The following is a 24,739-nucleotide window of genomic DNA, read 5'->3' as shown; positions in this document are numbered from 1 at the left end:
CCGCCCCCTTGGCGCTATCTTCACTCCTTGGCGCCTGGTACCTCTGGTGTAGCGTCATGCTCGGGTGGTGCCAGCGGCTTGATCGTCCAGCCGGTGTAGCCGTAGAGCACGGTGACCAGCGGCGACAGCCAGCAGAAGAAGTTGAACGGCAGATAGGCAATCGTCGCGACCCCCAGCGTCGCCGCCTGGTAGGCGCCGCCGGAGTTCCAGGGCACCAGATTGGCGGTGACGGTGGCCGAATCCTCCACCGCCCGGGACAGGTTCTCCGGCGCCAGTCCCCGCTCTCGGTAGGCCTCGGCGTAGGTGCGTGCGCCCATGACGATGGCCATGTACTGATCGCACAGCACCACATTGGCGCCGATCGACGTCAGCACCGTGGACAGGATCAGCGAGCCCCGGGTCCTTGCCGCCTTCAGAATGGTCTCGGCGATGGTCCTGAGCTGCTGGGTGCGCTCCATGACCCCGCCGAACATCATCGCCACAATGACCAGACTGATGGTGTAGAACATCGAATTCAGGCCGCCGCGGCTAAGCAGGCTGTCCACCGCCTCGACGCCGGTATCGGAGGTCACGCCACCAAAGGCCACCTGCATCAGTTCCGCGTAGTCGGCCCCCTGCATGCCCAGTGCACAGAGACCACCGGCGATGACTCCCAGGGTGATGCCGGGTATCGCCGGCAGACGCTTGTAGGACACGAATAGCACCAGCAAGGGCGGCAGCAGCAGCACCGGGTTGATGACGTAGTGCGCCGCCAGGGTCTGCTGCATCACCTCGACCCGCTCGAGCCCGCCGGACGTGCCCGAGTAGTAAAGACTCAGCGCCATCTCGATCACCAGGGTCAGGCCAATGCTGACCCCGGTGGTGTAGGACATGTGCTTGATATGGGTGAACAGGTCGGTACCGGCCATGGCCGGTGCCAGGTTGGTGGTATCCGACAGAGGCGACATCTTGTCGCCGAAGTAGGCCCCGGACAGCACCGCCCCGGCCACCAGCGGCAGCGGAATCCCCAGCGAGCCGCCGATCCCCATCAGCGCCACCCCCAGGGTGCCGGAGGTGCCCCAGCTCGACCCGGTCGCCAGCGACGAGATGGCGCAGATGACCACCGCCGCCGGCAGGAAGATCGTCGGCGACAGCAGCTTGAGGCCATAGGAAATCAGCGTCGGCACCACCCCGGCCTGAATCCACACCCCGATCAGTACCCCTACCACCATCAGGATTATCAGCGCCGGCAGGGCGTTGTGGATGCCTCGCACCATGCCTTCCTGGATATCGTCCCAGCGGTAGCCGCAGCGCAGCGCCACCAGGCTTGCCACGATCACCCCGAGCAACATGGGGATCTGCGGGTCGAGGCCGTAGACGACGATGGATACGCCGATGCCGACCACCAGGGCGATCAGCGATACCAGCGCCTCCGTCAGGGTCGGGGGGCGCTGCACTGGGGAAAAGAGGCGGTGGATCAAAAGGGGCACTCCTGAGCAGGGTCGGTCGCCGACAGAGCCGGAGAGAACCCGCGAGCCCTGGCCACTGCTCGAGCGCTCCCCCCGACGATTCAGGAAAGCTAGGCGGCGATTCACAACGCTGCCATCAAAGCGTCATCAATCGTTTCAATTCAGCAAAGGCGCTGGCGTATGTCGGCGCCCTATAACGTCAATGTCCAACCGACTAGGGGTCATGAAGCCTCCCCCACACCGCCAGCCCCTCTTGTCCCTACCTGGATGTCCCCCGCTCCGCCTCGGCCAGAAAGTCCTCGACGTTGCCTTGAAAGCCCTTCAGATGGGCCTTGATACGCTCCTCCGGCCAGTCCCACCAGGCCAGGCGCTCGAGGCGCTCGGCGATGGTGGGGTCGTCGAACCTTGGCCTCAGCACCCGGGCGGGGTTGCCCACCACGATGTGGTAGGCCGGCACGTCTCTGGTCACCACGCTGCCGGCGCCGACGATGGCGCCATGACCGATGGTCACGCCGGGCAGCACGATGGCGCCGTGGCCGATCCAGACGTCGTGGCCGATGACCACCCGATCGGCCTCGCGCCAGGCGAATACTTCGCCGTCGAGGGCCTCGTCGCTGAAGCCGAACTTGCCGGGGCGATAGCTGAAGTGGTGCAGGGTCGGCCGCCACCAAGGGTGGTTGCTCGGGTTGATGCGCACACTGGCGGCGATGGAGGTGAACTTGCCGATGGTAGCGAACATGACGTCGCCGTCACGCTCGATATAGCTGTAGTCGCCGAGACTGACATGGTTGAACACGCAGCGACTGCCGACCTCGGTGAAGCGCCCAAGCTCACTGTGGTGCAGGCGAGCGTCGGCGGCGACGTTGGGCCGCTCGGAAAGACGCGGGGACGTCGGCTGGTCCAGCGCGCTGGATGAGTCTCTGGGTGAGCCACTGGGCGAGTCACAAGATAAGGAGCCGTCAGACACAGACGGCGTGGGGATATCGGACATGATCAGGGGTGCTCTCGCAGATAAGTCAGCATGAAGGAAGCCAAGGCCGCAACTGGCTAGCAGACGGCGTCCAAGCGATCCCAATCCTCCAGCGTCTCGCCATCCCGGGCGATGCGCACCTTGGGCGGCAAGGGGGTCGGCTGGTCCAGACGCTCGGCGTCCAGTTCATGGCTGATGTGGGTGAGATAGGCCCGGGGCGGGTCGAGCCGGGTGATGATCTCCAGCGCCTGGGTGATGCTGTTGTGGTTGCGCGTCTCGAGCTGGCTGGCCGGGTGGCAGGCGTCGAGCACGACGACGTCGGCGTCCCACTGGCGCAGAAAACGCTCGGTGGCGCCGGGCAGGCCCTGGGTGTCGGTCAGGTAGGCCAGACGGGTGCCGCCATCATCCAGGCAGTAACCGAGGGTCGGCTTGCTGTGATTGAGCGGCACCGGGGTCACCGTCAGCCCGTCGAAGTCCAGCGACTTGAACGGCTTGAGCCCCGGCTGGAAGTCAAGGATGCCGCTGTTGCGATAGAGATCGGCGCAGCCGTTGGGATCCTTGGGGCCGTATACCGGGATCGACGTGCCGGTCCCCCAGCGCAGGTGAAACAGCCCCTGCACATGGTCGGCGTGGTAGTGGGTGACGAAGAAGGCGGCGGGACGCTCCAGCTCGCAGCTATGGGCCAGGTCCATGCGCCCGGCGTCGAGCAGGTAGCGCCGGCCGTCCACGCTCAGCTCGGCGCAGCAGGGGCCACGCTGATGGCTGGTGAACACCCTGGCCCGAGTGCAGGCGCGACAGTCGCAGCCGAAGCGAGGCACCTGGGCGCTGTCTCCGGTGCCGTTGAAGCGAAACTCCATGGAAGTCTCCGAGCTGAAGCAAGGGGCACAAGCCGCTTGCGCTGATGAGGTGGTACGCACTGCCGCTGTAGTCGGCGATCGACACAAGGCCGGCGTCGACAGACTCGACGCCGGCTCCGTCAGTGGCGGGAGGCGATGATCGCCTCCAGCGCCCGGACGCTCTCGTCCAGGCTGCCACCGTTGTCGACGCGATCCAGCGCCGGATGGCAGCGCTCGAGTTCGGCCTCCACCTCGGCGTGGCGCGCCAGGCGCGCCTCGATCTGATCGACGCTCTCGCGCCCGCGCCTGGCGAGCCGCTCACGCAGCACCTCGGGCGGGGCGGTCACCACCACCGGCGTAAGGCGCTCGCCGAAGCGCGCGCTGGCGGCCGCCAGCTCACGACGACTGCCGTTGAGCAGTACCGTGGCCCCCGCCGTGAGCCAGGCCTCCACCTCGATGCCAACGCCGTAGTGAAGGCCGTGGGCGACCCAGTGCAGGCAGAACAGGCCACGTGCCCGCCGGGCCTCGAACTCGGCCGGCGACAGCGCCACCGAGTCCTCGCCGACGCCGCTTGGCCGGGTGATGTAGCGATGCGCCACCAGCAGGTCCGGGCGCCGCTTTCGCACGGCGTCGAGCAGGCTGTCCTTGCCCACGCCGCTGGCGCCGATCAGGTAGACCAGCATCAGTGCACCTGCCTGCCCGCGCACCACACGCGCTGGACCAGCGGATGGCCATCGACCTCGCGCACCCTCACCAGATCGGCGCGCAGCCCCTGAGCGATGCGTCCGCGATCATCAAGGCCCACGGCCTCGGCCGGCCTGCGCGAGGCCGTGGCCACCGCACGGGGCAGGTCGTAGCCGTCCTCCATGGCGGCGATACGGAATACTGCATCGAGCAGCGCCGCCGGGTAGTAGTCGGAAGACAGGATGTCGAGCACGCCCAGGCGCACCAGTTCTGCCGCGGCGATATTGCCGGAGTGGGAGCCGCCGCGGACTACGTTGGGGGCGCCCATCATCACCGCCATGCCGTGACGATGGGAGGCCTCGGCGGCCTCCCGGGTGGTGGGGAACTCCGCTACCCGGGTGCCGTACTCGAGGCTTTCCGCCACGTGGGCCACAGTGGCGTCGTCATGGCTGGCCAGGGCCAGGCCGCGCCCGCTGCACAGCTCGGCGATGGCGCGACGGTGGGCGCTGGAATAGGCGGCGCTGTTGGCCAGCTGCTTCTCGATAAAGGCCTCGAGGCTGGCATCGTCCAGGCCGTACTTGCCCTGGTAGTAGACGCGGTAGGCGTCGAGGCTGGCGAACTGGCGCTGGCCCGGCGAGTGATCCATCAGCGACACCAGCCCCAGCAGCGGCGAGTCCATGAAGCTCTTGAAACGCGCCAGGGTATCCGGGTGGCACACCTCGCAGCGCAGGTGCAGACGGTGGTCGACCCGGGCCATGCCGTTGTCGTTGATATCAGCCAGCGAGGAGACCATCTCGTCGAGGGCCCCGTGGCGCATGCTCTGCTCGTCGACGTCACCGATCGACACCGCGTCGAACACCGTGGTGATGCCGCTGGCGGCCATCTGGGCGTCGTGGGCCAGCGCCGCCTGGCGACCCGGCCAGGACACCTTGGGCCTTGGCTGGAAGTACTTTTCCATATTGTCGGTGTGCAGCTCGATCATGCCGGGCATCAGGATATCGCCCTGGCAGTCGATCACCCCCGGCAGCGACACCGGGCCGCGTTCCAGCGCCTTGATCACGCCGTCCTTGATCACCAGGCTGCCGTGCACCACCTCGTCGTCGAGCACCAGCCTGGCGTTGGTCAGAATCTGATCCTGATTCATGAAAGGGACTCCCCGGAGTCGGTCTGACAAAATGAGGTCTGGTCGGAAGCGGTGCGGTCAGCGTCGGTGCCACCAAGCAGCATATGCCCTTCCAGCTCCAGCAGGCGATCGGCGACCCGCTCGCGCACCTCCTCGTCGTGGAAGATGCCGAGCATGGCGGTGCCACGGGCCTTGGCCTCCTCGATCAACTGCACCACCACCTCGCGGTTGGCGGCGTCCAGCGACGCCGTGGGCTCGTCGAGCAGCAACAGCGGGTGCTCGGCGATAAAGCCACGGGCGATATTGACCCGCTGCTGCTCACCGCCGGAGAAGGTCCCCGGCGCCAGCTCCCACAGCCGCTCGGGCAGGTTGAGCCGCGCCAGCAGGGCCTCGGCACGGGTGCGGGCCTCGGACACGTCGCAGCCCCGGGCCAGCAGCGGCTCCATCACCACCTCCCGGGCCGAGACCCGGGGCACCACCCGCAGGAACTGGCTGACGTAGCCGATCACGTCGCGCCGCAGCAGGTGCCAGGCGTGGGCCGGCAGCGCCGACAGCTCCAGCTCGCCATCTTCGAAGTGCAGCGTCAGCTGCCCGCCGCTGACCCGGTAGTTGCCGTTGACCATCTTCAACAGGGTGCTCTTGCCGATGCCGCTGCGCCCGGCCAGCACCAGGCACTCGCCCGGCGACAGGGACAGATCGAGACCGCGCATCACCGGCAGCGCCTGGCCGCCCTGGGCGTGCAGCACGAAGGTCTTGTCGAGCCGCCGAGCGGTAAGAAAGGGGGACGTCATCTTGGACTCCTGAGAAAGCGAATTCATGGCGTCAGCACCGAGGACACCAGCAGCTGGGTGTAGGGATGCTGCGGATCGTCGAGGATCTGATCGGTCAGCCCGGCCTCCACCACCCTGCCCCGGCGCATCACCATCAGGCGGTGGGCCAGCAGCCTGGCCACCGCCAGGTCGTGGGTGACCAGGATCACCGACAGGCCTAGCTCCCGGGTCAGGGTGCGCAGCATGTCCAGAAGCCGCGCCTGGACCGAGACGTCGAGGCCGCCGGTGGGCTCGTCCATGAACACCAGCCTGGGCTGGGTCACCAGTGTGCGGGCGATCTGCAGGCGCTGCTGCATGCCGCCGGAAAAGGTCTGGGGCGCGTCGTCGATGCGCGCCGGGTCGAGCTCGACCCGGCCCATCCAGTCCTGGCCGGCGGCGCGCAGCTCGCCGTAGTGGCGCTGGCCCAGCGCCATCAGCCGCTCGCCGACGTTGGCCCCGGCGGAGACCCCCAGGCGCAGGCCGTCCCGGGGGTTCTGATGGACCAGGCCCCACTCCATGCGCAGCAGGGCGCGGCGGCGTGCCTCGCTGATGGCGTAGAGGTCGAGCGCCTCGTCCTTGCCGGGGGAGCCGCCGACCGAGCCGGCCTCCCCGGCGTGATAGACCACCTGGCCGCGATCCGGCGCCTCGAGCCCGGAGAGCACCCGCAACAGGGTCGACTTGCCCGAGCCGGACTCGCCGACGATACCCAGCACCTCGCCCTGGTGCAGGGTGAAGTCGATCTCCTCGCAGCCCTTGCCGGGGCCGTACAGGCGCTGGATAGCGCGGGCCTCGAGCAGGGCGGGTCGTTCAAGCTGTGGGCGCTTCATGCCTTCTCCTCGCTGCGGGAGTTGCAGTAGTCGGTATCCGAGCACACGAACATGCGTGCGCCCTGATCATCGATGATGACCTCGTCCAGGTAGCTGTCGGTGGCCCCGCAGATGGCGCAGGGCTCGTCCCAGGCCTGGATCTCGAAGGGGTGATCCTCGAAGTCGAGGCTCTCCACCCGGGTGTGCGGCGGAATCGCGTAGAGGCGCTTCTCGCGGCCGGCGCCGAACAGCATCAGCGCCTCGCTCATGTGCAGCTTGGGGTTGTCGAACTTGGGAATCGGCGAGGGGTCCATCACGTAGCGCCCGTCGACCTTCACCGGGTAGGCGTAGGTGGTGGCGATATGGCCGTGGTGGGCGATGTCCTCGTAGAGCTTGACGTGCATCACCCCGTACTCTTCGAGGGCGTGCATGACCCGGGTCTCCTCCTCGCTGGGCTCGATAAAGCGCAGCGGCTCGGGGATCGGCACCTGGAAGATCAGGATCTGGTCGGCGCGCAGGGTCTTCTCGGGAATCCGGTGACGGGTCTGGATCACGCTGGCCTGTGCCGTGGCGGTGGTGGTCTCGACCCCGGCGACGCGCTCGAAGAAGGCGCGGATGCTGACCGCGTTGGTGGTGTCGTCGGCGCCCTGGTCGATCACCTTGAGGGTGTCGTCGGCGCCCAGCACGCTGGCGGTCAGCTGCATGCCGCCGGTGCCCCAGCCGTAGGGCATCGGCATCTCGCGCCCGCCAAAGGGCACCTGGTAGCCGGGGATCGCCACCGCCTTGAGCAGGGCGCGACGGATCATGCGCTTGGTCTGCTCGTCCAGGTAGGCGAAGTTGTAGCCGCTGTCGATGGCGGTGTTCATCGGACGTTCTCCTGGACGTTCTTGGCCTGGGCCTTTTCGGGATCGGCCTTGTCGCCATCGCCTGGTGCAGGACGTGCGCTGGCGGCTTGGGTGTCGGACACGGCCTCGGCCGTGGCGGCGGTACGCTCGGCGTGCTCACGACGCAGGCGGCGAATCAGCTCAAGCTCCGACTGGAAGTCGACGTAGTGCGGCAGCTTCAGGTGCGAGACGAAGCCCGAGGCCTCGACGCTGTCGGCGTGGGCCAGCACGAACTCGGCCTGCTGGGCCGGGCTCTGGATCGGCTCGCCAAGCTCCTCGGCGCGCAGGGCGCGGTCGACCAGCGCCATGGCCATGGTCTTGCGCTCGTTGCGGCCGAAGGCCAGGCCGTAGCCACGGGTGAACTGGGGGGCGGTGTCACCGCTGCCGGCGAACTGGTTGATCATCTGGCACTCGCTCATGGCGATCTCGCCGACGCACACCGGCCCGTCGAAGCCCTCGACCTCGATCTCGACCTCCACCGCACCCTGGCGGATCTCGCCGGCGAAGGGGTGATTGCGCCCGTAGCCCCGCTGGGTCGAATAGCCCAGCGCCAGCAGGTAGCCCTCGTCGCCACGCGCCAGCATCTGCAGCCGGGTGGCGCGATCCACCGGAAAGTCGGGGGGATCGCGGGTGATGTCGTAGGGCTCGCTGCCGTCGTCCTCTTCCCGCTCGATCAGGCCTTCATGGTTGAGACAGTCGAGGATCTGGGGGCAGGCCTCGAGACCTTCCTCGGCACGCTGCGGCGCCGATGTATCGGTCTCGGTCTCCACGCCGGCCAGCAGCATGAAGTCGAGCAGCCGGTGGGTGTAGTCGTAGGTCGGACCCAGCACCTGGCCGCCGGGCACGTCCTTGAAGGTGGCGCTGATGCGACGCTCGATGCGCATGGCGCCGGTATCCACCGGCAGGGTCTCGGCCAGCCTCGGCAAGGTGGTGCGATAGGCGCGCAGCAGAAACACCGCCTCGACGGTGTCGCCGCTGGCCTGCTTGAGCGCCAGGGCGGCGAGCTCGGGATCGTACAGCGAGGCCTCGGCCATCACCCGGTCCACCGCCAGCCCCAGCTGTTGCTGGATCTGGGATACCTCGAGTTCGCGCTGGTCGCGCTCTCCACGACGACGATCGGCCATCCAGCGGTGGGCATTGGCGATGGCCTTCTCGCCTCCTTTCACGGCGACATACATCAGGCGGTCTCCTCTTGATGCTCGGCGTCGTCTGTTCCCGCCAATCCTGCGCCGGACAATCCTGCGCCGGACAAGCCAGCTCCCGACAGACGGGTACTACGGGCGATGGCAGTGAGTCGCGTCCCGCTGCTGATAAAGGCGTCCAGCCCCCGGGGGAAGTGGGCACGATTGGCGGCGAGCACACGCATCAACGGCAGCACGCGCTCGGCGTTACCCAGCGCAAGGCCGCGCTGACCGGGTACCCCGGGACCGGATAACCACCAGTCCTCGCCCTGCGCCAGCGCCTCGACCATCACGATCAGGGTGGTGCTGCGATCGGGCCAGGCGTCCGAGCCCAGCGCGAAGCCGTCCTCGCGGGACAGGGTGTCAGGGGTCACCAGGGCGAAGTCGGCCTGGGCCGGGTCGTCGGTCAGTCGCGCCCCGGTGTGGAAGGCCAGGGCGGCGGCGAGGTTGGCGCCAGCCAGCCCCTCGTCCACCCACACCCGGGTGTCGAGGTCGCACAGCGCCAGCAGCGCGCCCCAGGCGGCGGGCGAGATCGCCGCGCCGGCCGGCAGCTCCGGCAAGACAAGCTCGGTCAGGGTGCCGGGCTCGGACATGGCGCCGAGCAGCTGACGAAACAGCCGCTGGCTGTCGTGAACGGGATCGGCGAGTCCCGGCCAGTCGTGGGGCCGGACGGCCTCGGAGGTCTGCTGAGTCATGTTCATTCGCCCCTTACCATGGTGAAGAAGTCGACGCGGGTGGCGGCGGCGGTCTGCGAGGCCTGGTTGCGCTGCTCATCGAGTGCCTGCTCGAGCGGTGCCATCAGTTCGCTGTCGATACGCCTGGCCCAGTGGTCGTGGTGAGCGCAGGCGTCGACCAGGGCGATCAGCTCGGCGTGGGCCTTGTCGCGACCACGCACCCAGCCATGGCCAAGCGTGCCGTCATCGAGGGCGACGCTGGCCCGGGTCAGGGTCATCTCGCCCAGGTTGAAGGCCGATCCACTGCCGCCCATGCGGCCACGGACCATCGCCATGCCGGTCTCGGGGCCACGCACGCAGCGGTGGCTCGCCTGGATGCCCAGGGACTGCCAGCCTTGCGCAAGACGGTCGAAAGGAGTCAACGCGAGCAGGCGATGACGCTGCGTCGGGGTCATGGTCGGTGTCATGAGAAGCCCTCGTCGTCGTGGGACTGCGGACGCTCGTCCGCGGGAAAGTCGAAGTGATAGGCCAGCCGATCGGCCCGTGCCCGACTGACGGAGATCTCCACCAGACGACCATCGGCGTCGACGTTGTCACTGGTCAGCACCACCAGCGGCGCCAGGCGGGCGCACTGCAGCATGCGGCTGTCGTCGGCGTCGGCCTGGACCGCTTCCAGGCGCACCCGGGAGCGCCTCAGGCGCAGCCCGTAGTGCTGGTCCAGCAGCGCCCGGGTCGAACCACCGCGATAGCGATCTAGCCAGCCCGGCACCCGTTCGGGGTCGAACCAGTGGCGCAGCCGCAACAGCGGGGCCCGGTCGACATGGCGCATGGTGTCGACACACAGAAGGCTCTCGCCCGGCCCACGCGCAAAGCGCTGGGCGATGGCCTCCGGCGGCACCGCCAGGCCCTGGGTCAGGCAGCAGGTCTCGGTGGCCAGGCCCAGTTCCGCCAGGTTGTGGGTGACCTTGCTGGCGGCGTTGACCGCATAGTCCAGGCGGCGGTCCACCACCTGGGTGCCACGGCCCTGGTGACGGGTCACCATGCCGGCGGCCACCAGTTCGTCCAACGCCCGGCGTACGGTGTGGCGGTTGACGCCGAAGCGCCTGGACAGCGCCGCTTCGCTGGGCAGCAGATCGCCGGGAGAGTACTGCGCCCGGACTTCGCGCGAGAGGACATCGGCCAACTGGCGATAGCGCGGCGTGCTGCCTGCCTCGGTCACTTGTCTAGACATCTTCGCTCCAAAAAAAAGAGGTATCGGGTGGTGGCCGAAGCCACCGGCAGACCAGCCGTTCTGGTCTGCTTACTCGGCTCTGCTGTGTCAGCCTAGATGAAGCGCTTGCGTACGAACTGCGAGGCCATGTCCAGCGCCGTCACGGCGATGATGATCACCAGCATGATGGTGGCCGTCTCGGCGTACTGGAATCCGCGCATGGTCTCCCACAGCGCCACCCCGATACCGCCGCCACCGACCATGCCGAGCACCGTGGCCGAGCGGATGTTGGACTCGAAGCGATACAGGCTCACCGAGATCCACAGCGGCAGCACCTGGGGAATCAGACCGAACACGATCTCCTCGATGCGCCCTGCTCCGGTGACCCGAATGCCTTCCATGGGCCCGGCCTCGGCGGCTTCCACCGCTTCGGAAAACAGCTTGGCCAGCACCCCGGTGGTGTGGATGAACAGCGCCAGGGTCCCGGCGAAAGGCCCAAGCCCCACCGCCACCACGAACAGCATGGCGAATACCAGCTCGTTGATGGCACGGGTGGCGTCCATCAGTCGGCGCACCGGCTGGTAGACCCACCAGGGCACCAGATTCTCGGAGCACAGAAGGCTCGCAGGAATGGCGACCAGGATGGCCAGCAGGGTGCCCCAGATGGCGATCTGGATGGTCACCAGCATCTGCTCGATGTAGTGGCCGAGGTTGCCGAAGGCCGGGGGAAAGAAGTCGCCGGCCAGGGTCGCCATATTGTCGGCGTTGGTCACCAGCAGGCTCGGGCGCATCTCGACGCCCTGCCAGGACCAGGCCAGCACCGCCAGGCCGACGCCCCACAGCGCCAGGGTGGTCCAGCTACGCTTGGGCGGCAGGCTGATGCCGGAAAGTTGTGTCTGGGTGGTCATGCGTTTTCCTGGGGGAACTTGAGAAAGCGGTGACAGCGTGAGCGGTCCAGGCCGCGCCGGGCCTTCGTCCCGGCGCGGCCTGGCGTCACATCAGCCGGCGTTGGTGGCGGCATCCTCGGGCATCGCCTCGGCGGCCTGCACTTCCTTCATGCGCGCATCGAGATCGTCGAGCTGGCTGTCGATCTCGGCCAGTCGGGCCTCGCGATCGCCTTCGTCCAGGCTTTCGTCCTTTGCCACCTCGGAGCGCTCCTTGAACAGCGCCAGCTGACGGATCGGCAACAGCTGGTCGTTGTCGGAGGCATCGAAGCCAGACCACTGCAGCGGCTCGAGAATCTGCTGCTCTTCGGCGTCATCGCCGTAGTTCAGGAAGAACTCACGCAGCTTTTCCTTGGTGGCGTCGTCCAGGTCGCCGCGCCACACCAGCGGGTCGGACGGGATCAGCGGCGACTTCCAGATCACCCGCAGCTGCTCGGCCTTGTCCGGCGCGGTCACTTCCAGACGCTCCATGCCTTCGGTATTGAAGGTGGCCACGTCGACCTGCTGATTGGCCACCGCCAGGGCGTTGGTCTCGTGGCTGGAGTTCAGGGTGCGCTTGAAGGCTGACGAGGCGTCGACACCGTTCTTGGCGAAGACGTAGTAGCCCGGCACCAGATAGCCGGAGGTGGAGTTGGGATCGCCGTTGCCGAACACCAGCTCGGAGGCGTTGGCCAGGACGTCATCGACGCTTTCGATGTCGCTGTCCTTGTGGGTGATCATCAGACTCCAGTAGCCCGGGGCTCCGTTGGCCGCCACGGTCTGGGCGAAGATCTCGCCGTCGGCACGATCGACGGCTTCCATGGCCGACTTGTTGCCGTACCAGGCCAGGTCGATCTGATCAAAGCGCATGGCCTGGATCACCGCGGCGTAGTCGGTGGCGAAGAAGGGCTCGACCTCCATGCCGATCTGCTCGGACATATCGGCCAGGAACGGGTCCCACAGCGGCGCCAGATTCTGGCTGGCCTCGGTGGAGATGATGCCGAACTTGAGGGTCTCGGTCTCGGCGGCGGCCAGCTGGGCACTGGCGGCGAGGCCGATACCGGCGATCAATGGCAGCGACAGGCGACGAAAGGATGCGAGAGACATGGGATTCTCCTGAAGGTTATCGGTCGTTGTGGGAACAGGTGTCGCAGGATGTGGTGGCTCAGCTATGGACGACCTGCGCCGACACAGCCGTCTGGGCCTGGGTGTAGCTCGGCTCACGCAGCGGTGACGGCAGGTCGGGTTGACTGCCGGCACGCAGCTCGTCGAGGCCGGCGTTCTCGTACAGGGTCTTGAGGCGTGCGTCGGTCAGCTCGGAGGTCTTGCCGTCGAAGTACAGGCGCCCATCCTTGAGCGCGATGGCCCGGTGGCAGTAGCGCCGGGCGATATCGACCTGATGCAGGGTGATGACCACGGTGCGGCCATCCTCGGCGTGAATCCGCTCGAGGATCTCCATCACCTCCCGGGCGCTGCGCGGGTCCAGCGAGGCGATGGGCTCGTCGGCGAGGATGACGTCGGCGTCCTGCATCAGCACCCGGGCGATGGCCACCCGCTGCTGCTGACCGCCGGAAAGGGTGTTGGCACGCTGGTAGGCCATGCCCTCGAGGCCGACCCGAGCCAGGCACTTGAGGGCCCGTTGGCGTTCCTCGTCGCTGAAACGACCGAGCAGCGCCCGCGCCCGCGGCATGCGCCCGAGCTGGCCAATCAGCACATTGGTCAGCACGCTGAGGCGATTGACCAGGTTGAACTGCTGGAAGATGTAGCCGACCCGGCAGCGCTGGCCACGGCTGGCCCGGCGAAGGCGACCGCTGGCCTGGATCTCGCGCCCCAGCAGGCTGACTCGGCCACCGCGATCACGGTTGCAGCAGGTCAGTCCGACCAGATGACGCATCAGGGTGGACTTGCCGGAGCCGGATGGGCCGATCAGCGCAACGATCTCCCCCGGGGTGATCTCGAAACTGACATCCTCGAGCACTCGGCTATGGCCGAAGTTCTTGTTGAGCCGCTCGACGATGATGGTGGGAATGGACATGACGCCTCTCCTCTAGGAATGGCGCCAGTCTGGACATCAAAGATGAAGGCCAGTTGTCTAGACAATGTCATTGAGATGACAAATTTCCCTGCACACGGAGCAAGCGCTCCGGCATTACCTCGCCAGAGGTATAAAAAACAAGGAGTTGGGGTTGGCTGTCATGCAGCGGTCACGTCATTGCCGCCGATTCGTCATACTCAGGCAGGGCGACCTGTCGACGAAGACGTCGTCCACTTGTACGAAAAGGAAGTTGGACAAGACGCCCTGGAAAGGGCTGCAAGGAGGCACCCGCAAGCGGCCAATCGCCACGCCCATAGCGCCAGGCGATAGAGGCCATAAAAAGGCTTGAAGGGAAAACCGGCGGCTTCGGCGCCAGACTGAATCCGACACATGATCCCACGGAGGCATGTCATGCAGCATCTCAGTCTGGAGCCGGGCGCCCTGGAGGTCAGCGACCTGGCGGGAATGCGTCGGTTCTTCGAGACGACACTGGGCCTTCGGGTGCTGGTCGCCAGCGACACTGGGGTGACCCTGGAATTGGGGGGCGGCGAGAACACCCAGGTGCTGATGTTGCTGGCGAGCCACACCCCGACGCCGCCGAGAACACTGAATCTCGAGGTCGACGCCGCCAGCTTTCCTGCGCTGCGTCGACGCCTGGAAGACTGCGGACACGAGTGCGGCTTTGTACAGAGCTGGGAGGGAGACAACAGCACCTCGCGTCAGTGCGCCTTTCGGGTGGTGCTGTGCCGGATGCCGGAGGGGCACTGGCTGAGGCTTACCGCCATCGATCCGGCCCGCTGCGCCTCATCGACCCGAGAGGTCCGGGCCTGACGCTGTTGGTCAGTCATGTCCCTCGTCCCCCTCGTCATCGCCCTCATCATCACCCAACAGCCGCTGGCGCCGTTCGTCACGGAACTTCTGCAGGCGGTTGTTGCGGTAGCGCCGGACGATCGCTACTACCAACGCCACCACCAGCATCAGCCCCAGGGTGAGCCCCTGCCACGGGCGCGGGTGGTCCAGGGTGGTGCCGAGCACAAAGATCATCACGAAGCCGAGGGCCTGGCTGCCGATGGCCAGGGCGCGCAGGGGGTCGAAGGTCTTGGGTGGTGACATCACAGATCCTGATCAGAGAGATGGCTCGAAAACCGATGGCCCGGCAGGCGGCTCGAGATGACAGCGCGCATCGGGCGCAGTAGCCTTGCCGGATCGAGCCCACCAAGTGTACCTGCTCGCCTGCGCATTTTCGTGCTTTCGCGTTTCCCCAATGGAGTTCGCCCCATCCATGGATGCCATCGCCATCGGTCCGGTGCTAGTGAGCCTGCCGCGTCTCTACGCCCTCGTCGTCACCCTGCTGCTGCTGGCCGCCAGCGCCTTCCTGATGGGCCTGCCCCGCCGCCGCCACGGTCGCTGGTTCAACGGCCTGATGCTGGCCTGGCTGGTCGGCGCTCGCCTCGGGCACGTGCTGCCGCACTGGGCCGCCTATCAGGACAACTGGCTGGATATCATCAAACTGTGGCTGCCCGGCTACAGCGGGGTCTGGGGGCTGGTCGCCGCCGCCCTGTGGACCCTGTGGTCACTGCGTGATCGCCTCGGCGCCCTGCTCGGTGCCCTGGGTCTGACGCTGGTCGCCTCGCTTGCCTGGCTGGCGCTGGTCAGCTGGGCGCCGCTGTCGGCAAGTCCGGCGCCACAACGCGTGCCAGAGCTGACCCTGGAAGACGTCGATGGCGCCCCCATCGAACTGGCCTCGCTGGCAGGCGGCCCCACCGGCAAGCCGCTGATCATCAATCTATGGGCTACCTGGTGCCCGCCTTGCCGGCGCGAGATGCCGTTGTTGGCCGACATCGACCAACGCGACGACGTCACCGTGGTCGTGGCCAATCAGGGCGAGCCGCTGGTTCAGGTCGCGCGCTACCTGGACGAGGCCGGCCTGGACTTTCGCTACCCCCTGCTCGACCCGCGCCAGCAACTGCTGGCAGCGAGTCAATCTCCCGGGCTACCCACGACACTGCTGTTCGACGCCGAAGGGAAGCTGCTCGAGCGCCATGTGGGGGAGCTGACCCTGCCTCTGCTGGACGACTGGCTGGCGCGCTGAAACTTTGCCAACCTGAGCACATACTGCAGGTGAACCGCACCCGCAGTCTCAGGGCCGAGGGGGACACCCCGCCTCGGCCCGCCCAACCTGTCTTTTCCTGCACTGACGTAGCCTGAATCCCCCACCTCACGGCCGAGCTCATCGCTGGCCCGGGCACGGCGGCAAGCGCGGGGGCGTTTCGGGAACGCCTCGATGCGAAGGTTTCAGCCGCCATGCGACATCTGATCACGGGCATGACGATGGCGCTTAAGCCAGACTGAAGATTGCTGTAAGATACCGCGCCCTGTCGGCGGCGGGCCTGGCCCGCGACCACGAACCGTAACGACGCATCTCCCGAGGCATCATGAGCGACTTCTCTCCCGGCCAGCGCTGGATCAGCGACGGCGAGGCCGAACTCGGCCTGGGCACTATCCTGAACTGCGACGCGCGCAGCGTCACCGTGCTCTTCGGCGCCAGCCAGGAAACCCGCACCTACAGTACCCGTCTTGCCCCGTTGACCCGAGTCGCCTTCGGCAGTGGTGATCGCATCCAGTCCGCCGAGGGCTGGCAGATGACGGTGGACGACACCAAGGAAATCGATGGCCTGATCGTCTATATCGGCGAAGACGACAAGGGCGAGCTGTGCGAATTGCCGGAGGCCCGGCTGGCCGACAGCATGCAGTTCGACCAGGCCCGAGATCGTCTGCTGACCGGCCAGGTCGATCGCAACGACTGGTTCGACCTGCGCTTTCGCACCCTGCATCACTACCATCGCATCGAGCAGAACCCGGCGCTGGGTCTGGCCGGCCCACGCATCGATCTGATCCCCCATCAGCTGTACATCGCCGACGAGGTCTCCTCGCGTCAGGCGCCTCGCGTGCTGCTGGCCGATGAAGTCGGCCTCGGCAAGACCATCGAAGCCGGACTGATCCTGCATCGCCTGCTGCTGACCGGGCGGGTCGAGCGCGCGCTGATCCTGGTGCCGGCGAGCCTGACTCACCAGTGGCTGGTGGAATTGCTGCGACGCTTCTCGCTGTCGGTGACCCTGCTCGACGAACAGCAGAGCCAGGCCCATGGCGATGCCAATCCCTTCGAGGCCGGCCAGCTGGTGCTGGCAAGCCAGGACTGGCTGTTCGCCAACACCCACCGTCAGCAACAGGCCGAAGCCTGCGAGTGGGACCTGCTGATCGTCGACGAAGCCCACCACCTGGAGTGGAGCGAGGACGAGGTCGGCCCCGGCTACGCCTGCGTCGAGCGCCTGGCCGGCGCCACCGACGGCGTGCTGCTGCTGACCGCGACGCCGGAACAGATGGGGCTGGCCAGCCACTTTGCCAGGCTGCGCCTGCTCGATCGCGAACGCTACTCGGACCTGGAGGCCTTCCGCGCCGAAGAGCAGGGCTATGTGGCGGTGGCCGAGGCCATCGACGCCCTGGGCGATGTCGACGGGCCGCTGGATGCCGGCGCCCGGGACACCATCGGCGCGGTCGCCGACGACGGCGACAGCCAGGCGCTGCTGGCGACCCTGTCCAACCCCGAATGCAGCCTGGAACAGCGCCAGCAGGCCAGCGCCCAGCTGCGAGACCAGCTGCTCGACCGCCACGGCACCGGCCGGGTGATGTTCCGCAACAGCCGTCGCCACGTAGGCGGCTTCCCTGAACGTCGCCTGCACGTCGACAAGCTGGAGCTGCCGTCGTCCTATCGCCGAGTGCTGCGTCGCCTGGCGCGGGACGAGGACTACCTCGACGAGCTGCTGATCGAGACCGGCCTCGACCACCCCGAGGTGATGGTCTATCTGGACGGCATGTACAGCGCCCTGACCGAGGACCCTCTCAACGCCGAACCCTGGTGGCAGTTCGACCCCCGGGTGACCTGGCTGCTTGAACGGCTGACCGAGATGGGCGACGACAAGGTACTGGTGATCGCCCACGACCGCGAGACCGCCCAGGGGCTGTCCGACGGCCTGCGCGTGCTCGGCGGAGTACAGGCGCCGGTGTTCCACGAGGACCTGTCGCTGGTCGAGCGCGACCGTGCCGCCGCCGCCTTCGCCGATGACGAGGACGGCTGCCAGGTGCTGGTGTGTTCCGAGATCGGCTCCGAAGGCCGCAACTTCCAGTTCTGTCGTCATCTGGTGATGTTCGACCTGCCGCTCCACCCGGACCAGCTCGAGCAGCGCATCGGCCGTCTCGATCGCATCGGCCAGCGCCACGCCATCGAGATCCATGTGCCGGTGTTCGAAGGCAGCCCCGGCGAGAAACTGCTGCGCTGGTATCAGGAGGGGATGGACGCCTTCAGTGCGCCGCACGGTATCGGCAATGACCTGTTCGACGCCTTCGGCGACGACCTGGCCGAGAGCCTGCTCGACGACGAGGCCCTGGAAGAAGTCATCGGCGAGACCCGCGCGCTGTTCGACGCCAAGCTGGCGGAACGCGACGCCGGTCGCAATCGCCTGCTGGAGCTCAACGCCTGCCGTCCCGAGCGGGTCGAGTCGGTCAAGCAGGGGATCGTCGAACTCGACGAGGACCGCGCCCTGCCACGCTACCTCGACCAGGCGCTGGACATCTTCGGCGTCGACAGTCGCGAACTTGGCAACGACCTGACCCTGCTGTCACCGGGCTCGCACATGCTCGACGGCCTGCCAGGGCTGGTGAAGGGCGAGGAAGGCTTCACCGTGACCACCTCGCGCTCCCGCGCGCTGGCCCGGGACGACGTCCAGCGGCTGTCCTGGGAACACCCGCTGCTGCGCGAGATGATGGGCCGCATCCTCGACGGCAACATGGGCAACACCGCCCTTGCCCTGCTCAAGCATCCGGCGATCCCTGCCGGCCGGCTGATGGCGGAGCTGGTGTTCCGCACCCACTGTCCGGCACCGAAGCGCCTGCACCTCAATCGCTTCCTGCCGCCCACCGCGGTGCGGGTGCTGCTCGACGAGTCCGGCGCCAACCTCACCGACAAGGTGTCTTTCACCGGTCTTTCGAAGAACCTCAAGAAGGTCAAGAAGGCGGTGGCGCGGGACCTGATCAAGAGTCGTCACGACCAGCTGCGAGACCTGCTCGACAGCGCCGAGGCCGAGGCCCAGCGAGAGCTGCCGACGATCGTCGAGGCCGCCCAGGTGCGCATGCGCCAGACGCTGGACAACGAGCTGACCCGACTCGAGGCCCTGGCACAGCGCAACCCGTCGGTACGCGAGGACGAGATCACCGCCCTGCGCGACGAGCGCCAGGCGCTGGACCAGGCCATCGAAGGCACCCGCCTGCGCCTGGACGCCGTGCGTGTGATCGTGACCATCGACGACGACAGCCGCTAAGGGTGGCCCCGCGCTGCGACCGACAGCGCGGGGCTCCTGCTGTTTGCGAGATGTGTCCGGTGCAAGGCCTTGGCGTAACGTGAGTCGCCTGGGGTATCGACCGGCAGTAGCGACCGCCGGTGTCGAACAGCGGAACTCGCGCCGTCTTAAAGAATGTCGTCCAGCGCCTTGTCCAGGGTCGGGTAGCGAAAGCTGAAGCCCTCCTCCTCGAAGCGCTGCGGCACCATGCGCGCGCCGGTCAGCAGCAGCCGCGACATCTCGCCGAAGGCGGTCTCCAGCACCATCGCCGGCACCGGAAAGGGCGTCGGGCGCTTCAGGTGACGCCCGATCGCTTCGGTGAACTCGCGGTTGGTGACGGGCTCCGGGGCACTGCCGTTGAAGGGCCCGCTCAGGTGCTCCTTCTCGATCAACCACAGGATCATTTCCACCAGATCCTCGCGATGGATCCAGGGCATATACTGATCGCCCTTGCCGAGCCGCCCCCCCAGCCCCAGCTTGAACGGTGGCAGCAGCTTCTTGAGCATGCCGCCGCCTTCATCCAGCACCAGGCCGGTGCGCAGGATCGCCAGGCGCACGCCGAAGTCCTTCACTCCAGCGGCGGCCTGTTCCCAGCGCTTGCACAGGCGGTGGGCAAATTCATCATGGGGCGCTGTCTGCTCGGTTACCGTCGGCGCATCCTCGCCCCCGCCTTGATCGCCGTAGAAGCCCATGGCCGAACCACTGACCAGCACCCTGGGGGCCTTGGCGGTCTGCGACAGCTGTTCGCACAGCATCACCAGTTCCCTGGTGGCGTTGATGCGCGAATCGATAAGTCTTTCCTTCTGAGTGTCACTCCAGCGCTTGTCGGCAATGGGCTCGCCTGCCAGGTTGACCAGCACCCCCGGCGGCGCGTCGACGAAGTCCAGCGCGCTGACCCGTACATCCGCTCCTTCGGGCAGCACCTTCGCCGCCTGCGCCGGTGAGCGGGAGACCACCTGTACGCGGTGACCGGCGTCCACCAAGCGTCGACACAGACGCTGGCCCACAAAGCCACTGCCACCGGTGATCAGTACTCGCATAGCTTGTCCTCTCGCAATACACAACGATCCCTGGCCCCGACCACATACCGTCGGCCCTCTCTGACGGCAGCGACCACCGCAGCGTGCGACCAGCCTGATTTCAGCCTAGTCGGTTGTGCGCTGGCCGGTCTACGGCTTGTCTGAAAAGTGCCTGCGCTCGGTAATACGGCGTTAAAAATCGGCTGGTGCGCCAGCCCGGTCAAAATGCTCATTTACACCCCGTAAACTGCGCTTTCTCACCGATTTTTGCCTTGTCTAACCTTCGCTCGTCGACTTTTCGGACAGAGCCTAGGACTTCATTTGACTCAAGTTGTACATCACTTATACGCTACATCCAAGATACTGACACCACAGACTCGAGGAGGGCTTCCGTCGATGCTGCAGGTCGCCATCATTGGAGCGGGGTTCAGCGGCCTGGCTTGCGCCGGCCAGCTCCGCCGACACGGTCACCGTGCGGTGCTGTTCGACAAGGGCCGAGGACCCGGTGGGCGCGCCAGTTCTCGCCGGGAGGGAGACGAATCCCTCGACCTGGGTGCTCAATACTTCAGCGTGCGTGACGCTGCCTTCGCCGCCGAGGTCGACCGCTGGGAAGCCGCAGGGGTGGCCACGCCCTGGCCGCCCTCCAGCTATCGGGTCGACGCCTCGGGCGCCTGGCATGAGGAAGGCGACGATCAACATCGTTACTGCGGCACTCCACGCATGAGCGCCATCACCCGCCACCTGGCCGCCCCCCATGAGCTGTTTGCGGCGACTCGCGTCACCCGCTTGACCGATCGCCTGGACGGCTGGTGGCTAGAGGACCCGCAGGGCGACAGCTACGGCCCCTTCGACCGGGTGGTGGTGACCGCGCCGGCGGCCCAGGCCGAACCCCTGCTGCGCCCCCACGACGAGGCGCTGGCGAAGGCCTGTCGTGAGATCCGCATGCTGCCCTGCTGGAGTGCCTGGGTGCGCTTCGACACAGCGCTGACGCTCGAGGGCATCGACGCCGACTGGCCAGTGGTACGCTTTGACCAGGGGCCGCTGCGCCTGGCGGTTCGCCACAATCGCAAGCCCGGGCGCGAGCACCAGAGCGAGACGCTTTCGCTGCTGGCCCGGGACGAATGGAGTCAGCGCCATCTCGAGGACGACGCCGAGGACGTGGCCAGCAGGCTGACGGCAGCCCTGCAGAAGGCCCTCGCAACCCGGTTGCCGACAGGTTCCTCTCTGCCCCAGATCACGGCCAGCGGTGCCCATCGCTGGCGCTACGCCACCGCGGACCTTACGCTGGCGGCGCCCGATCACCGTCTCGGCGAGGATGGCCTGGCACTGGCCGGTGACGGTCTGCGCGGCGGACGTATCGAGGATGCCTGGCTGTCGGGCGTGCACGTCGCCGAGGCCCTGCATCGTACTGCCACCGACGCCTGAAGCGGGCGCCAGTCGCAGGCTTACCCATTTTCAGGTCATCAGGAAACCGAACATGTCATACGCACTGGTACTACTTGCACACGGCTCCAGCGATCCCAACTGGCGGGCGCCCTTCGAGCACTTCCGCGACGCCCTGGCGCCACGCCTTGGCACGCCGATCCGGCTGTCCTACATGGAGCTGTGCGAGCCGTCGCTGGAGTCCACCGTGGCCGAACTGAGCGCAGCCGGTGCTACCCGCATCGAGGTGCTGCCGCTGTTCTTCGCCGCCGGTCGTCATCTGCGCAAGGATGTGCCTGCCCAGATCGACGCCCTGCGCAGCGAACACCCGGGGCTCGAGCTGACGCTGCTGGCGCCGGTAGGAGAACACCCCGTGTTCGTCGAGGCGCTGGCAAGCGCAGTGGCCGACCAGGTCGGCGAGACGCTGTCACCCGCCCCCTGATCAGCCCCCTAGGGCTTGTCTGAAAAGTGCCTACGCTCGGTAATACGGCGTTAAAAATCGGATCAACATGCTCATTTACACCCCGTAAACTGCGCTGTCTCACCGATTTTTGCCTTGTCTAACCTTCGCTCGCCGACTTTTCAGACTAAGCCTAGACGTTCAATCAGCGTGAGCGAAAAGCGGTAAAACTGTTGTACACTTTGTAGCGTCTGTACAGCTACGGAAACGTCGAGTCACCTACGCCATCGACAACTTCCAGGGACAGGGCGCAGCTTGCGCCTTCACAATCGCACCAGGACACGCATCGAGGCCCTCATGAGTCATACGGCGCCCCCCACCGAATCTCCTCTCTACCCCATCCGCGAAGTGTCGCGGCTCACCGGGGTCAATTCGGTGACCCTGCGTGCCTGGGAGAGGCGCTACGGACTGATCGAGCCGCGCCGCACGCCCAAGGGGCATCGCCTCTACGCTCGGGAAGACATCGAGCGGGTCGAGCGTATTCTGCAATGGCTCAACCGCGGTGTCCCGGTCAGTCAGGTCAAGGACCTGTTGACCCAGCCCGAGCCCGCCGAGACGGCACCGCCCGCCGCCGGTGACTGGACCTCGCAGCGCCGCCAGATGCTGGGCGCGGTGGATGCCCTCGACATGGATCATCTGGACGGCCTGTACCAGCAGTCCCTGGCCCTCTACCCGGTCGGCACCTGCATCAGTGAGCTATGGCAGCCGGTGGTCCAGGAACTCGAGGAGCGCTGGGAAGGGCAGCTTGGCGCGGCCTTGCAGCGACGCAGTCTGGAGAGCTTCCTGCGCACGCGCATCGGTATTCGCCTGTTTCACGCCAATCGCACCGCCCGTGGTTCCACCCTGCTGCTGGACACCCTGCCAGACGATGATGGTTCGCTGTGGACCCTGATGCTGGCGCTCGCCGCCAGTGAACGCGGCTACCGCATCGCCCTGATGGATGCGCCGCTGCCGTTCACCGATCTGCCGCTGGCGCTGGAGCGCCTGCGCCCCGGTGCGGTGGTGCTGTGCAGCGGCAAGGCTGAACGCTCCGACGTGGTCCGTCGACTGCTGCCTCGCCTGGCCGAACAGCTCGACACTCCGCTGGCGCTGTGCGGCCCGGTGGCACGCATCCGCGCCGCCGAACTGGCCGACAGCCAGATCGAGGTGCTCGGTGACGACATCCCCATGGCGCTGGACCGGCTGAGGCCACTGATTCGCCAGCACTGAGCCACGACAAGACAGCCTGATCATCCCCGTCGCGGCGCGATGCCCCCTCTAACCACGACACGATTCGCGGGAGCTCCCCATGCCTGTCACTCTGGTCTGGTTTCGCAGCGATCTGCGTATTCACGACAATACTGCGCTTTACCACGCCGCCCGACGCGGCCCGGTCATCGGGGTCTTTCTGCACGCCGAGCAGCAGTGGCGCGAACACGGCCACGGCGACAACAAGCTCGACTTTCTGTGTCGTGGCGTGGAGGCCCTGGGCGAAGCCCTGGCCGAGCGCAATATCCCGTTGATCCAGCGTCAGGTGCCGCGCTTCGATGACGCCCCCCAGGCACTGATGGCGCTGGCCGAGGAGCTCGGCGCCGACGCCCTCTATTTCAATCGCGAGTACCCCCTCGATGAGGTCAAGCGCGACCAGGCGGTGCTGGCGCAGGCCGAGCACAGCGGCCTCGAGGCGCGTGCCCTGCGCGACGCCGTGGCCTTCAGTCCCGGCGAGCTGCTCACCGGCAAGGGCGACTACTACGGCGTCTTCACCCCCTTCGCCAAGGCCTGGCACAAGGCCATCAGCGCCGAGCGACTCGAGGTGCTGGACCCACCGGAGCGCCAGGCGCCGCTGGAGCTGTCCTCCAGCGCCAGCCAGCGCCCCGACTATCCGAACAAGAGCGTGGATGGTCGCCACTGGCCGGCCGGCGAGGAGGCCGCCAGTGACCGCCTGTCGCGCTTTCTGCGAGGTTTCCCTGACAGCCCGGCGAAGCGCTACAAGGAGCAGCGGGACTTCCCGGCCAGACGCGGCACCAGCGAGCTATCGCCCTATCTGGCGCTGGGCATGATCTCCTGGCGTCAGTGCATGCAGGCGGTGATGGCGGTCAACGACGGTAGCTTGAGCGACGGCGACGCCGGCCTGACCGCCTGGGTCAGCGAACTGGTGTGGCGAGAGTTCTACCAGCACGTGGCCACAGGCTTCCCCAGGGTATGCCGCCATCGGGCCTTTCAACGCCACACCGAGGCCCTGGACTGGCGCGATGCCCCCGAGGATTTTGCCGCCTGGTGCGAAGGACGCACCGGCTATCCGCTGGTCGATGCCGCCATGCGCCAGCTGGTCGCCACCGGCTGGATGCACAATCGCCTGCGCATGGTGACCGCCATGTTCCTGTCCAAGCATCTGTTGATCGACTGGCGACGTGGAGAGCGATTCTTCCTCGAGCACCTGGTCGACGGTGAATTCGCCGCCAACAACGGCGGCTGGCAGTGGGCGGCGTCCACCGGTACCGACGCCGCGCCCTACTTCCGCATCTTCAACCCCACCACCCAATCCGAACGCTTCGATCCCGAAGGCGAGTTCATCGCGCGCTGGGTGCCGGAGCTTGCGTCACTGGCGCCGAAGAAGCGACATGCCCCGACCCGGGATCTGCTCACCGACCTCGACTACCCCGCCCCCATCGTCGACCACCGCGCCGCCCGCGAGCGCGCACTCGACGCCTTCAAGAGCCTGTCGAAGGACGCGGGATAAGGACACTGTCTGGCTTGGCCTGGCGTGAGATAGCCCGGCACAAGCCAGAGTCATTCTGAGGTCCCTTTGCTGATCCGCACCAGCCCGAACCCTCTAAACCCTGACCACCTAAGCCCGAACCACCTAAGCCCTGACCACCTCAG

24 protein-coding genes are annotated in these 24,739 nt (G+C 66.9%); 7 read left to right on the top strand and 17 right to left on the bottom strand.

Going from position 1 to position 24,739, the window contains the following annotated elements:
• Positions 1-20: 20 nt before the first annotated feature.
• The 15 genes from nhaC to phnC all read right to left on the bottom strand — a co-directional run bounded on the left by nhaC (position 21) and on the right by phnC (position 13,583).
• Positions 21-1,460, bottom strand: coding sequence for a Na+/H+ antiporter NhaC (nhaC, locus tag C9F12_RS13565; RefSeq protein WP_205254687.1), 1,440 nt, complete (start codon positions 1,458-1,460; stop codon positions 21-23).
• 247 nt (positions 1,461-1,707) lie between these two features.
• Complete coding sequence (locus C9F12_RS13560) at positions 1,708-2,439, bottom strand: DapH/DapD/GlmU-related protein (protein WP_108449202.1); 732 nt, start codon at positions 2,437-2,439, stop codon at positions 1,708-1,710.
• A gap of 56 nt (positions 2,440-2,495) precedes the next feature.
• Entirely contained in the window at positions 2,496-3,275 is a 780-nt protein-coding gene (phnP, locus tag C9F12_RS13555) for a phosphonate metabolism protein PhnP (RefSeq protein ID WP_108449201.1), read from the bottom strand.
• Between the two features lie 119 nt (positions 3,276-3,394).
• The gene (phnN, locus tag C9F12_RS13550; RefSeq protein ID WP_108449200.1) at positions 3,395-3,937 is read right to left on the bottom strand and encodes a phosphonate metabolism protein/1,5-bisphosphokinase (PRPP-forming) PhnN; all 543 of its coding nucleotides are present in this window, start codon (positions 3,935-3,937) and stop codon (positions 3,395-3,397) included.
• On the bottom strand, positions 3,937-5,082 hold the full coding sequence (locus C9F12_RS13545; RefSeq protein WP_108449199.1) for an alpha-D-ribose 1-methylphosphonate 5-triphosphate diphosphatase: 1,146 nt from the start codon (positions 5,080-5,082) through the stop codon (positions 3,937-3,939). Before C9F12_RS13545 ends, phnN begins: the two co-directional genes overlap by 1 nt.
• The gene (gene phnL, locus C9F12_RS13540) at positions 5,079-5,852 is read right to left on the bottom strand and encodes a phosphonate C-P lyase system protein PhnL (protein ID WP_108449198.1); all 774 of its coding nucleotides are present in this window, start codon (positions 5,850-5,852) and stop codon (positions 5,079-5,081) included. Before phnL ends, C9F12_RS13545 begins: the two co-directional genes overlap by 4 nt.
• 23 nt (positions 5,853-5,875) lie before the next feature.
• On the bottom strand, positions 5,876-6,697 hold the full coding sequence (phnK, locus tag C9F12_RS13535) for a phosphonate C-P lyase system protein PhnK (protein WP_045994228.1): 822 nt from the start codon (positions 6,695-6,697) through the stop codon (positions 5,876-5,878).
• On the bottom strand, positions 6,694-7,542 hold the full coding sequence (locus tag C9F12_RS13530) for an alpha-D-ribose 1-methylphosphonate 5-phosphate C-P-lyase PhnJ (RefSeq protein WP_108133448.1): 849 nt from the start codon (positions 7,540-7,542) through the stop codon (positions 6,694-6,696). Before C9F12_RS13530 ends, phnK begins: the two co-directional genes overlap by 4 nt.
• Complete coding sequence (locus C9F12_RS13525; RefSeq protein ID WP_108449197.1) at positions 7,539-8,738, bottom strand: carbon-phosphorus lyase complex subunit PhnI; 1,200 nt, start codon at positions 8,736-8,738, stop codon at positions 7,539-7,541. Before C9F12_RS13525 ends, C9F12_RS13530 begins: the two co-directional genes overlap by 4 nt.
• Complete coding sequence (gene phnH / locus C9F12_RS13520; protein ID WP_108449271.1) at positions 8,738-9,436, bottom strand: phosphonate C-P lyase system protein PhnH; 699 nt, start codon at positions 9,434-9,436, stop codon at positions 8,738-8,740. Before phnH ends, C9F12_RS13525 begins: the two co-directional genes overlap by 1 nt.
• A gap of 2 nt (positions 9,437-9,438) precedes the next feature.
• Entirely contained in the window at positions 9,439-9,882 is a 444-nt protein-coding gene (gene phnG / locus C9F12_RS13515) for a phosphonate C-P lyase system protein PhnG (protein WP_239452594.1), read from the bottom strand.
• Positions 9,879-10,646, bottom strand: a complete 768-nt coding sequence (gene phnF, locus C9F12_RS13510; RefSeq protein WP_108449196.1) for a phosphonate metabolism transcriptional regulator PhnF — start codon at positions 10,644-10,646, stop codon at positions 9,879-9,881. The genes phnG and phnF overlap by 4 nt, the downstream gene beginning before the upstream one ends.
• Before the next feature lie 92 nt (positions 10,647-10,738).
• A complete protein-coding gene (phnE, locus tag C9F12_RS13505) occupies positions 10,739-11,533 on the bottom strand; it encodes a phosphonate ABC transporter, permease protein PhnE (RefSeq protein WP_045994226.1) in 795 nt (264 codons plus the stop codon).
• 90 nt (positions 11,534-11,623) lie between these two features.
• Entirely contained in the window at positions 11,624-12,655 is a 1,032-nt protein-coding gene (phnD, locus tag C9F12_RS13500) for a phosphonate ABC transporter substrate-binding protein (RefSeq protein WP_045994225.1), read from the bottom strand.
• Positions 12,656-12,713: 58 nt separating this feature from the next.
• Entirely contained in the window at positions 12,714-13,583 is an 870-nt protein-coding gene (gene phnC / locus C9F12_RS13495; protein WP_045994224.1) for a phosphonate ABC transporter ATP-binding protein, read from the bottom strand.
• 411 nt (positions 13,584-13,994) lie between these two features.
• Between phnC and C9F12_RS13490 the strand changes: the two genes are divergently transcribed.
• On the top strand, positions 13,995-14,414 hold the full coding sequence (locus C9F12_RS13490) for a glyoxalase/bleomycin resistance/dioxygenase family protein (RefSeq protein WP_045994223.1): 420 nt from the start codon (positions 13,995-13,997) through the stop codon (positions 14,412-14,414).
• Positions 14,415-14,423: 9 nt separating this feature from the next.
• Here C9F12_RS13490 and C9F12_RS13485 read toward each other — a convergent pair whose 3' ends face one another.
• Complete coding sequence (locus tag C9F12_RS13485) at positions 14,424-14,696, bottom strand: hypothetical protein (RefSeq protein ID WP_045994222.1); 273 nt, start codon at positions 14,694-14,696, stop codon at positions 14,424-14,426.
• Between the two features lie 169 nt (positions 14,697-14,865).
• On the opposite strand from C9F12_RS13485, the gene C9F12_RS13480 reads away from it, so the two are divergent.
• Together C9F12_RS13480 and rapA are read left to right on the top strand one after the other, a co-directional pair.
• Positions 14,866-15,675 (top strand): TlpA disulfide reductase family protein, encoded by an 810-nt coding sequence (locus C9F12_RS13480; RefSeq protein WP_045994221.1) that lies wholly within the window; start codon positions 14,866-14,868, stop codon positions 15,673-15,675.
• Positions 15,676-16,018: 343 nt separating this feature from the next.
• Positions 16,019-18,958 carry an RNA polymerase-associated protein RapA gene (rapA, locus tag C9F12_RS13475; RefSeq protein WP_108449195.1) on the top strand — a complete coding sequence of 980 codons (2,940 nt, stop codon included), beginning with the start codon at positions 16,019-16,021 and terminating at the stop codon, positions 18,956-18,958.
• A gap of 146 nt (positions 18,959-19,104) precedes the next feature.
• On the opposite strand, the gene C9F12_RS13470 is transcribed toward rapA, so the two are convergent.
• Complete coding sequence (locus C9F12_RS13470; RefSeq protein WP_045994219.1) at positions 19,105-20,016, bottom strand: TIGR01777 family oxidoreductase; 912 nt, start codon at positions 20,014-20,016, stop codon at positions 19,105-19,107.
• A 375-nt stretch (positions 20,017-20,391) separates the two neighbouring features.
• On the opposite strand from C9F12_RS13470, the gene C9F12_RS13465 reads away from it, so the two are divergent.
• The 4 genes from C9F12_RS13465 (at position 20,392) to phrB (ending at position 24,596) form a co-directional block, all read left to right on the top strand.
• Positions 20,392-21,420 carry an FAD-dependent oxidoreductase gene (locus C9F12_RS13465; RefSeq protein ID WP_108449194.1) on the top strand — a complete coding sequence of 343 codons (1,029 nt, stop codon included), beginning with the start codon at positions 20,392-20,394 and terminating at the stop codon, positions 21,418-21,420.
• A gap of 52 nt (positions 21,421-21,472) precedes the next feature.
• Positions 21,473-21,859, top strand: a complete 387-nt coding sequence (locus tag C9F12_RS13460) for a CbiX/SirB N-terminal domain-containing protein (RefSeq protein WP_108449193.1) — start codon at positions 21,473-21,475, stop codon at positions 21,857-21,859.
• Between the two features lie 315 nt (positions 21,860-22,174).
• Positions 22,175-23,086, top strand: coding sequence for a MerR family transcriptional regulator (locus C9F12_RS13455; RefSeq protein ID WP_045990818.1), 912 nt, complete (start codon positions 22,175-22,177; stop codon positions 23,084-23,086).
• A 79-nt stretch (positions 23,087-23,165) separates the two neighbouring features.
• Entirely contained in the window at positions 23,166-24,596 is a 1,431-nt protein-coding gene (phrB, locus tag C9F12_RS13450; RefSeq protein ID WP_108449192.1) for a deoxyribodipyrimidine photo-lyase, read from the top strand.
• The last annotated feature ends 143 nt before the right edge of the window (positions 24,597-24,739 follow it).

Origin of the sequence: Halomonas sp. BN3-1, from assembly GCF_003056325.1 — a bacterium.
GTDB lineage: Bacteria > Pseudomonadota > Gammaproteobacteria > Pseudomonadales > Halomonadaceae > Halomonas > Halomonas litopenaei.
The sequence above is the reverse complement of the archived record's forward strand: the minus strand, read 5'-3'. Positions and strand labels throughout refer to the sequence as shown.